Source organism: Pseudomonas sp. JE3303, from assembly GCF_056312565.1.
Genome location: NZ_JBWGIF010000011.1, coordinates 44050 through 57849, shown reverse-complemented (window position 1 = coordinate 57849; position 13800 = coordinate 44050). Strand labels below are relative to the sequence as shown.

Sequence of the window (13800 nt, the reverse complement as noted above, 5' to 3'; positions counted from 1 at the left end):
GGGGAGCATGCCTCATTCGGATATTCCATCTGTTCCCCTACCACCGCATCCGCACGCCCAGACTCCCGATCAACCCATTCAGATCATTGTCATCCACATCACTGCTGTAGTCCGCACTCACGAACATCGCCACCTTGGGCGTCAACCGCGCCACCAACCCCAACCCCAGTTCCACCGTGGCCGAGTTTCGCCCGCTGCTGATCTTGTCCACCTCGTCGAGCTTCACCGTGTCGGCATTGCTGAAGTCGTACCAGACGTTGGTCCGCACATAGGGTTCGATCGGCATCCCACGCACGTTATAGCGCGCGGACAGCTTCGCCCCGACCCGGCCGGTCCAGCTCGGCTGCTCGTTGAAAGCCTCCAGCGTCTCGGCCTGGGCCTGGCTGCCCGGATAGTACTGCTGGTTGATCAACTGCGCCTGGGGCTCGATCACCCAGTGGGCGCCCAGCCCGATGGGAAAGCCACCCTCGACCGAGAAGGTCACCGCATGGCCACTGTCATCGAGCCGCTGGCCGCTCCCGCTGCGGCCATTGACGTCGAAGCGCGTGCCCATAGCCACGGCATCCACGTGCCAGCCCTGGTCATGGGTCATGCTCCAGTACACCCCTAGGCTCTCGCCACTGAGATTCACGGCGCTTTTCTGCCGGTCACCGAGCTGTGCCCGCCTGCCGTCGTAACCGCTCTGCAGGTTGCTGTGACCCACGAAGATCCCCGCGCGATGGACATTGCCCGCACTGGTCTCGCGCACGAACAGGTCCGGGCTGATCTGCAGCTGCTGTCCGGGCGCTTCGAGTTGGCCTGGCACCGGTGCGCCAGGCTCAGGCGCCCCCGGGAAGAACTGCGACCATTGGCTGGCGATCAGGTCGGGTGCCCCTTGGCCATGGCGTACGGCCATGCGTTCGGAAAACGCGTCGAGCGTGCTCAGGTTCAGGCCATTGGCACTGACCGGGTCCAGCGACAATTGCGGTACCGCTTCCTGTTGCAGCAGGCTGGGGAAGGGGTTGTCATCCGAAAGATCAAGGGCGCGGGTCTCCAGCGGGGTTGCCAGAAGCAGCGACGCGGAAACCGCGCAGAAAACATACCCGAGACCTTCAGGGTTCGACGTTTTTTTCATGGCGGTTCTCCTCTGATGTTTACAGCCAATGTCTGGCCTGATGTCACGAGCTGTAAGACTTGATCAGAGGGCGACCCAAACCAGCGCGCCGAGCCCCTGCACGCGCGCAAACACGCGAGCTAGAGGCCCGGAACGTAGTTTTTGTAGTAATACCGTGTACGTGTATCTAAGGAGACGAGTCCAATTGCGTCAAGAAAGTGTGAAGCCAGCTTGACACCTGACCGAAATATGCTAAATGCATGAATATCAAGCCAAATATAGGGGCTATAGGCCGCTTCGCTATTTCAACGCTTGCGGCTATGCCAAATCATTGCAAAAGCTCAACCTCCACCGATAGGGGGAGATGGTCGGACAGGTGAGGCCATGGCTTGTGCCTCAGGATCCGTGGCGCATGACTCTCGGCATTGCGCAGGTAGATACGGTCCAGCCTGAGCATTGGCAGGCGGGCGGGGTACGTCCGGGCAAGCAGGCCGTGGTGGCGTTCGAATGCCTCGTGCAGGTTGCCTTGGCGCGCCAGTGTACGGTTGCCGCGCAGTTGCCAGTCGTTGAAGTCGCCGGCGATGATTACCGGTTCGTCTCCGGGCAGCGAGTCGAGCAAGTGCCGCAGCAGCTCAAGCTGTTTCTGGCGGTGGCTCTCGAGCAGCGAGAGGTGTACGCAGACGGCGTGCACCTTGTGCGGGCCCGGTACATCAAGCACGCAATGCAGAAGCCCGCGGCGCTCGGGACCAGTGATCGAGATGTCCAGGTTACGGTGTTCAAGAATCGGATACTTGGACAGCAGCGCGTTGCCATGATGGCCATCGGGATAGACGGCATTGCGCCCGTAGGCGAAGTCGCTCCACATGCTGTCGGCCAGGAATTCGTATTGGGAGGTCTGCGGCCAGCCCGGGTAGCGGGCAGCGTGACCGTCATGGCTGCCGAGCACTTCCTGGAGAAATACGATATCGGCCTGAGTACTGCGCACGGCATCGCGCAGCTCGGGGAGGATGAAGCGACGATTGAAGGCAGTAAAGCCTTTGTGGGTGTTGACCGTCAGCACCCGCAGCCGGTGTACGGCCGGGGCATTGCTGATGGCGGCGAAACCTGGACTGCCGGCTTCGAGATTCACGGTGACTCCTGGTCGGCGGGGTTACTGCTTAGGACCGGCCAGGCTTCACCGAGGTTCCTCGCGCGTATCAGTCCTCCTCGCGCTGCAGTACGAACAGCAGCAAGGAGCGTCCGGTGACCTCGAACTCGGTCTCGAACTCCAGGCGCTGAGCCTTGCGCAGTTGCGGACGGTCAGTGTCGACCAGGCAACTCCAGTGGCTACCCTCAGGGACCGGGGGCAATACGAACGGCACTGTATCGTGATGGGAATTGACGATGAGCATCAGGGTCGCGTCGGAGCCAGGCCGGGCGATGCCGCTGACCTGCGCGCGGCCATCCATGATCATTCCCAGGCAGCGGCCGTGCGGATCCTGCCATTGCTCCACGGTCATCTCGCTGCCATCGGGGGCCAGCCAGGTGACGTCCTTCACGCCGATCGCTTCGTTGTAGTCGCCAACCAGGAAGCGCGAGCGGCGCAGTACGGGGTATTCCAGGCGCAGCTTGTTGAGGCGCTTGACGAACGTCAGCAGGGCCTTGCCCTCATCGTCGAAGTCCCAGTTGATCCAGCCGATCTCGCTGTCCTGGCAGTATGCATTGTTGTTGCCGTTCTGGGTGCGGCTGAACTCGTCGCCGGCGACGATCATCGGGGTGCCTTGGGACAGCAGCAGCGTGGCGAACAGATTGCGCATCTGGCGCATGCGCAGCTCGGCGATATCAGGGTCCTCGGTCGGACCCTCGGCGCCGCAGTTCCACGAAAGATTGTTGTCGGTGCCGTCCTGGTTGTTTTCGTCGTTGTCCTCGTTGTGCTTCTCGTTGTACGACACCAGGTCGCGCAACGTGAAGCCATCGTGAGCGGTGATGAAGTTGACCGAAGCATAGGGCCTGCGGCCACGGTTGTTGAACAGCTCGCCGGAGGCCGTGATGCGTGAGGCAAAGTCGGCAAGCTGGCCTTCATCGCCTTTCCAGAACGCGCGCGCCGTGTCGCGGAAGCGATCGTTCCATTCCGCCCATCCGGGCGCGAAGTTGCCCACCTGATAGCCGCCCGGGCCACAGTCCCAAGGCTCCGCAATCAGCTTGACCTGGCTCAGCAACGGATCCTGGCGACAGGCGACGAGGAAGCTGTGACGTTCGTCGAAGCCATCATGGTAGCGTCCCAGAATCGTCGCCAGGTCGAAGCGGAAGCCGTCGACATGCATCTCGCCGGCCCAGTAGCGCAGCGAATCGGTAACCAGCTGGAGTACGCAGGGGTGGCTCAGGTCGAGCGTGTTGCCGGTACCGGAATCGTTGATGTAGTAGCGCTTGTCGTCGGGCATCAGCCGGTAATAGGAGGCGTTGTCGATACCGCGCATCGACAGCGTCGGGCCTTGCTCGTTGCCTTCGGCTGTGTGGTTGTAGACCACATCCAGGATCAGCTCGAGGCCATGATGGTGAAGGTGCGCGACCATCTCCTTGAACTCGGCGATCTTGTTGTTGGCCAGATAGCGCGGATGCGGCGCGAAGAACGCGATGCTGTTGTAGCCCCAGTAGTTGTTGAGGCCCTTCTCGAGCAGGTGCTGGTCATTGACGAAGGCGTGGATCGGCAGCAGCTCGATCGACGAGACGCCCAGGTCCTTGATGTGAGTGAGCAGGTCGTCGTTCATCAGGCCGGCGAAGGTACCGCGATTGCCCTCGGGCACGGACGGGTGACGCATGCTGATGCCACGGGTATGGGCTTCGTAGATGACAGTGCGGTCCCAGGGTACTTGCACGCGCTGATCGCGGCCCCAGGTATACGCTGGATCGATGACCTTGCACTTGGGTACGAAGGGGGCGCTGTCGCGCTCGTCGAAGCTCAGGTCGCCGTCGGGGTGGCCGATGGTGTAGCCAAACAACGCCTCCGACCATTTCAGCTCACCGACCAATTGTTTCGCGTACGGGTCGATCAGCAGCTTGTTAGGGTTGAAGCGATGGCCGTTTTCCGGCTCGTACGGGCCGTGGACACGGTAGCCATAGACCAGGCCCGGGTGCGCATCGGGCAAGTAGCCGTGGTAAATCTCGTCGGTGTACTCGGGCAGCTCGATCCGCTCGATCTCGTTTTCACCGCTGGCATCGAACAGGCACAGCTCGACTTTGGTCGCGTTAGCCGAAAACAGCGCGAAGTTCACCCCCAGTCCATCCCAGGTGGCACCGAGGGGGAACGGCTGGCCTTCGCGAATGCGTGTAGGGGCTACGGAGCGATTGGGCTTCTTGGGTGTGCGTGGGGTCATGGCATCCTCTCTTTGACCGGGTAAAGCAGCAGGGCGGCCTACGCCGCCGCGTGCCGAAAAATCGACAGCGTTGAGATGGGTTTCGCGCGTCCATGCGCGGTGGGGACGGGGGCATGGCCCCCGAGGCGTGGCCGTCAGCTCGCTGCGGGCTTTCTGCTAGCGCGGGGCTTTTTCGCAGCGGCGGGCTTGGCCACCGGGCTGGTGGCGACGCTTGGCTGCGGGGCCAGCTTGGTTTCCGCCGCTTCCTTGGGCTTGGCCACGGCTTTCTTGCGCGGGGCGGCCTTGGGGGCCAAGGCTTCGGCTTCGGCTAGTTTGCGGGCCATCTCCCAGTGGCGCTCTTCCTGACCCTCTGGTTGGCCTTCGGACTCCCAGATCTGGTAGGCGAATTCGCGGACACGTTTATCATCGACACTCATTTTCGACGCTCCTGATGCTTATTAGGCATGTTCAATCAACAGGTTGACCGGAAACTCCGCCAGCGCTGCGCTCAGGGACAACTCTCTAGAAGAGCTGACCGCGGCATCGCCGAAAAGTCCCGTGCAATTGGCAGGTGACAAGGCAAACGGCAATATCAGCCGGGTGTCCTCCCAGTTCTGGGCTGGGATCAGTGGAATCGAACCATTGCCAAGCAAGCTTGAAGCCAGCCGCGGCACGATGATGATAGCCCGCTCCCCTTCACCCAGCCGGGCAAAGGCTAGCACCTTGTCAGCGTGCCGCCCCTTTATGTTCAGCGGCAGGTAGTCGCCACGGCGGAAAAGCTCGGGATGCGCCCGGCGGCAGTCGAGCACGCGGGCAATCAGCGCCTGCTTGACCCTGCCATCGCGCCATGTCCCGAGCAGTTCGGCCAGCGGCAGGCTGTCGTCCAGTGCCTGGCGCCGGGCCACGTAGTCCACGGGACGGCGGTTGTCGGGGTCCACCAGGCTCAGGTCCCAGAATTCGTCTCCCTGGTACAGGTCTGGCACCCCAGGCGAGGTCATGCGCAGCATGGCTTGCACCAGGCCGTTGAGCGCGCCAGGGGCGCAGATCAACCCCGCGGCATCGGCGAGCGACTGGCGCAGCTGCTGGCCCTGCTCGTCCAGCAGCAGGCCATCGATGTACGCGGCGCAGGCGCGTTCGTAGGCGTCGTTGGGTGCGCTCCAGCTACTGCGCAGCTTGGCTTCGCGCAGGGCTTTCTGCTGCCATTGGCGAATACGCTCGGCGTATTGCTCCAGGCCCTGCTGATCATCGCTGCGCAGGTCCAGCGGCCAGCTGCCGAGCAGGGTCTGGTAAAGCAGCAGTTCATCGCCGGGGGAGGGCGCCGTGCCGTCTTGCAGCGCTTCGCGCAGCGGTGCGGCCAGCTCGCGCCAATGCTCGGCGCGGCTGGCCAGCCAGGGACCGCGTTCACTGAGCACGGCCAGGCGCGCGCGGCAGTCTTCGCCTCGCTTGTGGTCATGGGTGGCGGTTGCCAGCAGGCTGTCCGGGAAATCGCGCAGGCGCCGCTGCGCCTCATTGTGGAACACCTCGGGCCCGGCACTGAACCGTTCGGCTTCGAAGCCCACGTCGTTGCGCGACAGCAGGCGCGCCGAGCGGTAGAACGCGGTGTCTTCCACAGCCTTGGCCGCGCTGGGCGCGGTGAGCTGCTGGAAACGTACACACGCATGGCGCAGCTGCTTGCGCGGGCGCCCCACCGGCAGTTGGCGCCAGGGCTGGCCCCCGAGCCAGTGCTGCAGGTGATCGAGCACTGGCCAGTCGTTTTCGCTCAAGCTCTGGCGCGCACCCTGCAGGGCCTGCTGGAAAAACGGTTCGTCTTCAGCGGGCCGGCCCAAGGCGTTGATGTAGGTACGATAGACCGGGTAGTGCTCGACCAGTGCCAGCAGCGCGCGGCGAATGGCGCCCAAGGTCAGGTCGCGGGTCATCAGGTCGTCGCGGGCCACTTGCAACAGCGCTTGGGCCACGGACTCGAAGTCGCCGGCCAGGGTGCCGTTGAGTACCAGATGGCGGGCAACCCGAACCTCTTCGGCAAACTCGGGGCGTTCGCTTACCGTGCTCCACAACTCGGTCAGCGGGGCTTCACCGGCAGGGTCGTGTTGCAGCAGCGAAACCTGATTCATGAATTCGTAGCCGGTGGTGCCGTCCACTTGCCAATCCCGGTGCAGCTGCTCGCCGCTGCCAAGGATTTTCTCGACATAGATCGGCAGGTGCTCGATCGCAGCCTCCAACGGCCGTTTCGCCACCAGACGGTCGACCCGACGGCGCAATTTGCGGCAATAGCCGCGCGGGTCGGCCAGGCCATCGATATGGTCGATACGCAGGCCATCGACCAGGCCGCGTTCGATCAGCTCGAACAGCTTGGCATGGGTGGCCTCGAATACGACCGAGCGCTCGACACGCAGGCCGCCGAGCTCGTTGATGTCGAAGAAGCGACGCCAGTTGATGTCATCGGCGGCGGTACGCCAGCTGGCCAGCCGATAGGTCTGGCGCTCGAGCAGCAGGTGCAGGCGCTTGAAGCCTGCCTCCTGGCGGCTGTCGAAGGCTGCAAGGGCAGCGTCCAGGCTCGCGCCCGCGGCAGCCAGGCGGGCCAGTTCGGCATGCAGGGGCACAGCCGCTTGCAGAGGCTGGGCCGATTCCTTGAGCGCGGTGAAATCCTGGGCCAGGGCCTGCAGGCCGGGATCCTCGCTCTGACTGAGAATCCAGCCGTAGTCGCACGGGCAGATAGGAAAACGGTGCTCGTAGTGGCTGATCTCCAGCACCCCATGCCGGGCATCGAAGGTCAGCGGAATCTCGCCGGCCTGCAGGGCGGCGCCGTAGTCACTGCCCAGGAATGGCAGCAACAGTTGCCCCGCCAGCAACGGGTCGCTGGAATGCCACTGGATGTCGAAGAATTCGGCGTACGGGCTGCGGCGTCCCCAGGCGAGAAGGCTCTGCCACCAGGGGTTGTCAGCGCCGCCAACGGCCATGTGGTTGGATACCGTGTCCAGGATGAGCCCCATGCCGTGCTGGCGTAGAGCGCCCACCAGGCGCTCCAGGGCAGGTTCGCCGCCCAGCTCCGGGTTGACCCGGGTCGGATCGACCACATCGTAGCCGTGGCGAGAGCCCGCTCGGGCGGTCAGGATCGGCGAGGCATACACATGGCTGATGCCCAGGCGGGCGAAGTAGGGTACCAGGGGCACTGCGTCATCAAGGGTGAAATCGGAGTGAAATTGCAGGCGTACGGTGGCGGTCAAAAGCTTCATCGGTCACGCTCATGGGCTTGTTCACGGGCCTGGGCCAAGAGCTCCAGGCGGCGGGCGGCGTCACTGTCATCGAGCAGTTCGCGTGCCTCGAGCGCGAAGCGGCGGCGCCAGTTGGGATGGCCGTCGGTGGTGCCCGGCAGGTTGGGCTGCTCGTCGCTGCCGAGCAGGTCTTCCAGCGGCACCAGCACCAGCGGCGCGCGGGTAAGCCCCAGGTAGCGGATAGACGCGTCGATCACTGTCTCGTTGCTGTCCGTATCAATATGGAAGGCATCTTTCAAGGTACGGCGCAGCCCCTGGGCTTCCATCTGGCGGCCATGGCGCAACTCGCGCTCGGTAGTGGCATCGACCAGCAGCAGACGGCTCTGCCAGTCGATATCACGTGCTTCGAGCCAGCCGGCCAATGGCGCCAGATCATGGGTGCCGGTGGTGGCCAGGGCGTTGTCGGGCCAATCGGGAATGGGCAGGAAATGCCCCGGAGGGTCTTGTTCGAACGGCAGCACGCGCATGCCCAGGACTGCTTTTTTCGCGAGCTTCTCGCGCAGGCCTTCGGGCACGGTGCCCAGGTCTTCCCCCAGCACGATGGCCTGGTGGCGCACAGACTCGAGGGCCAGCAGGCGCAGCAGGTCCTGCAAGGGGTACTTGACGTAAGCACCTTTGTCAGGCTTGGCGCCCTGGGGAATCAACCACAGGCGTTGCAGGCCCATGACATGGTCGATACGCAGGCCGCCGGCGTGGGCGAAGTTGGCGCGGAGCATCTCGATGAAGGCCCGGTAACCATTACGCCGCAGCCCCTCGGGGGAGAAACCGCAGATACCCCAATCCTGGCCATGGCGATTGAGAATATCAGGCGGCGCGCCGACGGTCAGGCCCGCGAGCAGCTCGTCCTGACGGCTCCAGGCCTGGCTCCCGGCGCCATCGGCGCCCACGGCGAGATCGGCGATCAGGCCAACGGCCATGCCATTGCTGCGGGCGGCCAGCTGTGCTCTCTGCAGGCTGCGTTCGGTCAGCCACTGGCAGAAGACATGGAATTCGACGGCGTCGGAGCCTGCCTTGGCAAAGGCCTCGATGTCAGGACTGTGCGGGTTCTGCCAGGCAGCAGGCCAGTCGCGCCAATCCCCACCCAGGCCTTCGGCCACCGCGTGGGCTTGCAGCACTTCGAAACGGCAGTGGTGTTCAAGCGCTTCACCGCCGGCGGCGCGGAAACTGTCGAAATCCACGCGCTGCGGGTGATCACCGTTGGCAAAGTCGTTGTAGAGTGCCCGCAGCAGTTGCTCATGGGCAGCGGCGGCGTGAGGCCAGTCGACCAGTGGCAGGCGGTGCAGTGCGTCGAGGGTTTCCTGCAGACCGCAGGCTTCGATGGCCATGCGCACGGCGCGCTCGCCGAGTACCGCCTCCGGGCTGGAGTAAAGGCTGTTGAGCAGCAGGCGGCTCGAGGGCGAGTAGGGACTGTAGTGCTCTTGACCGGCACTGCTCAAAGCGTGCAGGGGGCTGATCGCCAGAGCGTCGGCACCGCGCTCGGCAGCGCTGCGCGCAAGCTGCTCCAGCGCCATGCAATCGCCGTAGCCGCCATCACCGGTACGGCGCAGGCTGTACAACTGGGCGCTCAGACCCCAGCAGCGCGGGGCACCATGCTCCGCACCGTCTGCCAGGCTGTAGCACTGCGCGGGGGCTACGGCGAGGGTGAAATGCTGTCCGTCAAAGCTGACCTGGTGGTAGCCGACGGGGAGGTCGCCAGGCAAGCGTGCCTGATCGTCCAGCAGCAATTCGCGCTCGGTGCCGTCTTCGAGGATGACGCGACCTTGGCTCTGGGCACCGAAATAAGTTCGCAGGGCCAGCGGCTTGCCGACTGTGCAGGTCAGCAGGGGCGGCAGATGATTGGCATCGTGTGCTTCTTCCAGTGTCTTGATGCTGTCGGCGATGGCTGCGTCATCCGCGGCGGGGTGACCCAGGCCGTCGAGGACCCGGCGCAAGACCGAATCCTCGACCTGTTGCGGACGGCCATTGGCATCGATCCAGTCACGGGCGACGCCGGCCTTGGCAGCCAGGTAATGCAAGGGCTGTTGGCTCATGTAGCCTCCTGGCCTGGGGAAATCAGGCTGACCACGCAGCTGCGCGGTGCCAGTTCGGTGTCGGAATGCTCGATTTCGGCGCTGTCGAACAGCCAGCGTTCCCGCGTTGGCAGGTCGACCGTTTGCGCCTGGTCGCCGAGGTTCAGGTCGATGCGCAGGATCTGCCCATCACCCAGCCGCCAGCGCGCACTGAGAGCCTTTTCTCCGTGCACGTTCGCGCCCAGCGGACGGGTACCGGGCAACGCCGGGATCACATGGGCCCGGCGCAGCGCCAGTAGCTGGCGATAAAGCGCCTGCCAGGCGTGGGACGACTCGTCGTTGGCGTCGGGATGCGAGGCCTCGAACGTCGAGGCAGCATTGGGATCAGGAATGCGTTCGCGCTGCTCGGCTTCGGCAAATGCGCCGAAGCTCGCGAACTCGCCGCGGCGGCCCTCCCGCACGGCATCGGCCAGTTCGTCATGGAAATCGGTGAAAAACAGAAACGGCTGGCGGCTGCCGTGCTCGTCACCCATGAACAACAGCGGGATCATCGGAGACAGCAGTAGCAACGTGGTCGCGGCGCGCAGCGCTTCTGGCGGGCACAGCCTGGTTAGGCGTTCGCCGAAGGCGCGGTTGCCTATCTGATCGTGGTTCTGCAGGAACAGAACGAACGAAGCAGGCTCGAGATGGCCGCTGGGCTCGCCCCGTGGCTCGCCATGGCGGTTCTCCTGTCCCTGGAAGACAAAGCCTTCGCCAAGACAACGCGCCAGTTTCTCGATCGGCGCATCCTTGTAGTCTTCGTAGTAGCCTTCCACTTCGCCGGTCAGTAGCACGTGCAAGGCGTTATGGCCGTCGTCGTTCCATTGGGCATCGATGCCCTTTTCAAGCAAGTCAGCCTGGTTGTGCTCGTTTTCCAGCACCAGCCACACCTGGCGCCCAGGCGTTACGGCCTTGCGGACCCGCTGGGCCAGTTCGACCAGAAAGCCCGGGTCGTTGATCGCATGCACCGCATCGAGGCGCAAGCCATCGAAGCGGTAGTCGCAAATCCACATCAGTGCATTCTGGATGAAGTACTCACGCACTTCTGGCCGGCGAAAATCGATTGCCGCGCCCCATGGGGTCTGGCGGTCTTCGCGGAAAAAAGGGCTGGCATAGGCATGCAGGAAATTGCCGTCTGGGCCGAAGTGGTTGTAGACCACGTCAAGCATGACCATCATCCCATGGCCGTGGGCCTGGTCGATGAGCGCGCACAGGTCATGGGCGCTGCCGTAGTTGTGTTGAGGCGCATAGGGCAGGACACCGTCATACCCCCAGTTGCGCTCTCCAGGAAAGGCGTTCACCGGCATGAGCTCGATGGCGCTGACGCCAAGATCGGCCAGTTGCGGCAACCTGGCCGCTACCCCTTCGTAGCCACCCAGCACGCCGACATGCATCTCCTGGATGACTGCCTCGTGCCAGGGGCGGCCATGCCATTCATGTTTCCACTGATAGCCCGCGAGATCGACTACCTCGCTCGGGCCGTGGACGCCTTCAGGCTGGAAGCGCGAGGCCGGGTCTGCAACCTCCAGGTCATCATCGATCACGAAGTGGTAGCGATCACCGGCCCGGCAGGGGGCGACGCCCCCGTACCAGCCGTCTTTTTCAGGCAGCAATCCGATCGCTGCCTGTCCTGCAAGCTTCAACGTCACGCTGCGCGCATCCGGCGCCCAGAGGGCGAAGCGCGCCGACGTGGCGTCAATCATCTGTACGCCATGCTGGAGCATCGTCGGCACCTCTGATCAGTAACGCGCGTATTGGGCCTGTTGCACCAGTTCTTCGTACAGCCGGGCGTAGGGTTCCACCGCCTGGCACCAGTTGAAGGGCTGCGTCATCGCCAGGCAGCGCATGGCGTTGAGCAGGTCTTTTTTCTCATGCACGTAGAAGGCACGGCTCAGGGCTTCGCGGTAGCTGTCGACGGTGGACTCGTTGAACAGGAAACCCGTCACGCCATTCTCGATGGTGTCCGCCAGCCCCCCGGTGTTACGCGCAACGGGCAACGAACCGAAACGCTGCGCGTACATCTGGCTGAGGCCACAAGGCTCGTAGCGAGATGGCATGAGCAGGAAGTCGCTGCCTGCGAACATGCGCCGGGCGTCGGTTTCGTTGAAGCCGATGCGCACGCCGATCTTGCCGGGATGACGCAGGGCCAGCTCGCGCATGGCCTGTTCTTCTTCCGGCTCGCCGCGGCCAATGATTGCGATCTGCCCGCCCTGGCTGACAATGTAGTCGGCCACGCCCAGGGTCAGGTCGAGGCCTTTCTGGTAGACCAGTCGTGAAACCACGGCGAACAGGGGGCCCGTGGACGGGTCGAGCTCGAACAGGTCACGCACCTGCTGGGCGTTGCGCGCCTTGCCTTCCCAGTCGTTGATGCTGAAGTTGTGGACCAGGTGCTTGTCGGTGGAAGAGTCCCAGCTCTCGTCGATGCCGTTGGGAATGCCGCTGAGCAGGCCCTGCTGCGCCTTGCTGCCAAGGAAGCCGTCCAGCCCGCAGCCGAAGTCCGGGGTGGTGATCTCCTGGGCGTAGGTCGCGCTCACGGTAGTGATGTGGCTCGAGTAGGCCAGCCCAGCCTTGAGATAGGAGAGCTTGCCGTAGAACTCCATGCCTTCCTGCTGCAGGGCATGGGCAGGGATCGCCAGCTCCGGGCAGCTGCCACGGCTGTAGACGCCCTGGTAGGCCAGGTTGTGGATGGTGAAGAGAGTGGGGGTGCTCAGGCCGCGCCAGTGCATGTAGGCCGGTGCCAGGCCGGCTGGCCAGTCGTGGGCGTGCACCAGCTCCGGGGTCCAGTGAACCATGCCCTCGCCAGCGGCGATTTCCGCGGCGGCCAGGCCCAGGCGGGCGAAGCGGATATGATTGTCGGGCCAGTCGCGGCCATTGTTGGCCCCATAGGGAGTGCCCTCGCGCTGGTAGAGCTCGGGGCAGATCAAGACGTAGATCACCAGGCCATCGGTAAGGTCCATGCGGCCGATCTTGCAAGCCGGGAGGGCGGCGTGGCCAGGCAGTTCACCGACGATATGAATCGGGTTGTCGCTGTCCAGCACTTGCGGATACCCGGGGATCAGGACACGGACATCGTGCAGCTGGCGCATGGCCTTGGGCAAGGCGGAGGAAACGTCGCCCAGGCCGCCGGTCTTGACCAGATCGGCGATTTCGGAAGTAACGAACAGCACTTTTCGCTTTTGAGTACCGGGTCGGCGCTGGGCGCCAGGTGCCTTGCCTGTCGTTGCGAGGTCCGGCACATGCGGCTCGCGGGTATCCGGATTGAAAATCTCTACATGAGGTTCGACAGCGGCACTGATCATACTTCTCTCTCCGTCCCTATGGTGCGGTGCTCGCACTCTTTGCATTACATCGTGTTGGTTTTCTCTCTGATGGATTGCGTATTGCACACACCCCGTGACTTCGCACGCATCTACTTCGCGATCCGGCCCTAGGGTCGACAGCATGCTTGCGAAGGGGTGGGTGGGCCTGGCCAGGAAGTCCTGTCGCGTGGCCTACTTCTTTGCTGACCTGCCGCGCCGCTGGAAAGTTTCGACTGTTTTCAGTCGGTTGCCTCAAGCGGGTAGGAAAGGTCGAATCTGAGTGTAGGAGAGAAAGTGATAAAAATGTGACCCACTGGTCACTTTAGCGATGAGGGAGGGGAACTTTTTGTTGAGAGGGGTGAAGAATGGGCTATATGCGGGGTGTCGTGGTGGGCAAAGTGCCGCTCCTGCAGGGGCTGCAGGAGGGCCATGTGGAAATCAGAGGCTGACGGACTTTCCGTCGCCGCGCGCTTGTTCGAGCATGAGGCTCAGTCGGGCGACTTTGGCTTGCAGCTGGTCGCGCTCATCTTTGAGCTGACGCAACTCATCGCGGCGTACCGAGACATAAAGGGTCTGGACTGGGGTAGCTCGCATTAGGGTTCCCATTTGCACACCTCGCAATTGGTTTATGACATTACAAGCGTAGACCGCTCGGACGGCCGCGATTCTGAATTCTTTTTAAAGACATGGGAACTTTTTTGTTTATGGTTGTCGCGCCGTTCGTCGCTGAACCATGTGCTAGGGTGCTGGACTAAC

At 63.5% G+C, this 13800-nt stretch carries 9 protein-coding genes; all 9 read right to left on the bottom strand.

Annotated elements, in window-relative coordinates; all coding sequences use genetic code 11:
• Positions 1-37: 37 nt before the first annotated feature.
• The 9 genes from AC0ZZU_RS16545 to AC0ZZU_RS16505 all read right to left on the bottom strand — a co-directional run bounded on the left by AC0ZZU_RS16545 (position 38) and on the right by AC0ZZU_RS16505 (position 13650).
• Complete coding sequence (locus AC0ZZU_RS16545; protein ID WP_476342146.1) at positions 38-1114, bottom strand: autotransporter outer membrane beta-barrel domain-containing protein; 1077 nt, start codon at positions 1112-1114, stop codon at positions 38-40.
• Between the two features lie 307 nt (positions 1115-1421).
• Positions 1422-2222: an endonuclease/exonuclease/phosphatase family protein gene (locus AC0ZZU_RS16540; RefSeq protein WP_476342144.1), complete on the bottom strand. Its 801-nt coding sequence runs from the start codon at positions 2220-2222 to the stop codon at positions 1422-1424.
• Positions 2223-2289: 67 nt separating this feature from the next.
• Complete coding sequence (gene glgX / locus AC0ZZU_RS16535) at positions 2290-4446, bottom strand: glycogen debranching protein GlgX (RefSeq protein WP_476342143.1); 2157 nt, start codon at positions 4444-4446, stop codon at positions 2290-2292.
• Positions 4447-4580: 134 nt separating this feature from the next.
• The gene (locus AC0ZZU_RS16530; protein WP_476342142.1) at positions 4581-4862 is read right to left on the bottom strand and encodes a DUF2934 domain-containing protein; all 282 of its coding nucleotides are present in this window, start codon (positions 4860-4862) and stop codon (positions 4581-4583) included.
• 21 nt (positions 4863-4883) lie between these two features.
• The gene (locus AC0ZZU_RS16525; RefSeq protein WP_476342140.1) at positions 4884-7658 is read right to left on the bottom strand and encodes a malto-oligosyltrehalose synthase; all 2775 of its coding nucleotides are present in this window, start codon (positions 7656-7658) and stop codon (positions 4884-4886) included.
• Entirely contained in the window at positions 7655-9727 is a 2073-nt protein-coding gene (gene malQ / locus AC0ZZU_RS16520; protein WP_476342138.1) for a 4-alpha-glucanotransferase, read from the bottom strand. The genes AC0ZZU_RS16525 and malQ overlap by 4 nt, the downstream gene beginning before the upstream one ends.
• A complete protein-coding gene (gene treZ / locus AC0ZZU_RS16515) occupies positions 9724-11469 on the bottom strand; it encodes a malto-oligosyltrehalose trehalohydrolase (RefSeq protein WP_476342137.1) in 1746 nt (581 codons plus the stop codon). The genes malQ and treZ overlap by 4 nt, the downstream gene beginning before the upstream one ends.
• A 15-nt stretch (positions 11470-11484) precedes the next feature.
• Positions 11485-13044: a glycogen synthase GlgA gene (gene glgA / locus AC0ZZU_RS16510; RefSeq protein WP_476342135.1), complete on the bottom strand. Its 1560-nt coding sequence runs from the start codon at positions 13042-13044 to the stop codon at positions 11485-11487.
• 438 nt (positions 13045-13482) lie between these two features.
• Positions 13483-13650: a DUF6026 family protein gene (locus tag AC0ZZU_RS16505; RefSeq protein ID WP_476342134.1), complete on the bottom strand. Its 168-nt coding sequence runs from the start codon at positions 13648-13650 to the stop codon at positions 13483-13485.
• Between the last annotated feature and the right edge of the window lie 150 nt (positions 13651-13800).

Coding starts and splice junctions, on each gene's coding strand:
- malQ (WP_476342138.1), bottom strand. CDS start 9,727: ATGAGCCAACAGCCCTTGCATTACCTGGCTGCCAAGGCCGGCGTCGCC.
- AC0ZZU_RS16545 (WP_476342146.1), bottom strand. CDS start 1,114: ATGAAAAAAACGTCGAACCCTGAAGGTCTCGGGTATGTTTTCTGCGCG.
- glgA (WP_476342135.1), bottom strand. CDS start 13,044: ATGATCAGTGCCGCTGTCGAACCTCATGTAGAGATTTTCAATCCGGAT.
- glgX (WP_476342143.1), bottom strand. CDS start 4,446: ATGACCCCACGCACACCCAAGAAGCCCAATCGCTCCGTAGCCCCTACA.
- AC0ZZU_RS16525 (WP_476342140.1), bottom strand. CDS start 7,658: ATGAAGCTTTTGACCGCCACCGTACGCCTGCAATTTCACTCCGATTTC.
- treZ (WP_476342137.1), bottom strand. CDS start 11,469: ATGCTCCAGCATGGCGTACAGATGATTGACGCCACGTCGGCGCGCTTC.
- AC0ZZU_RS16505 (WP_476342134.1), bottom strand. CDS start 13,650: ATGGGAACCCTAATGCGAGCTACCCCAGTCCAGACCCTTTATGTCTCG.
- AC0ZZU_RS16530 (WP_476342142.1), bottom strand. CDS start 4,862: ATGAGTGTCGATGATAAACGTGTCCGCGAATTCGCCTACCAGATCTGG.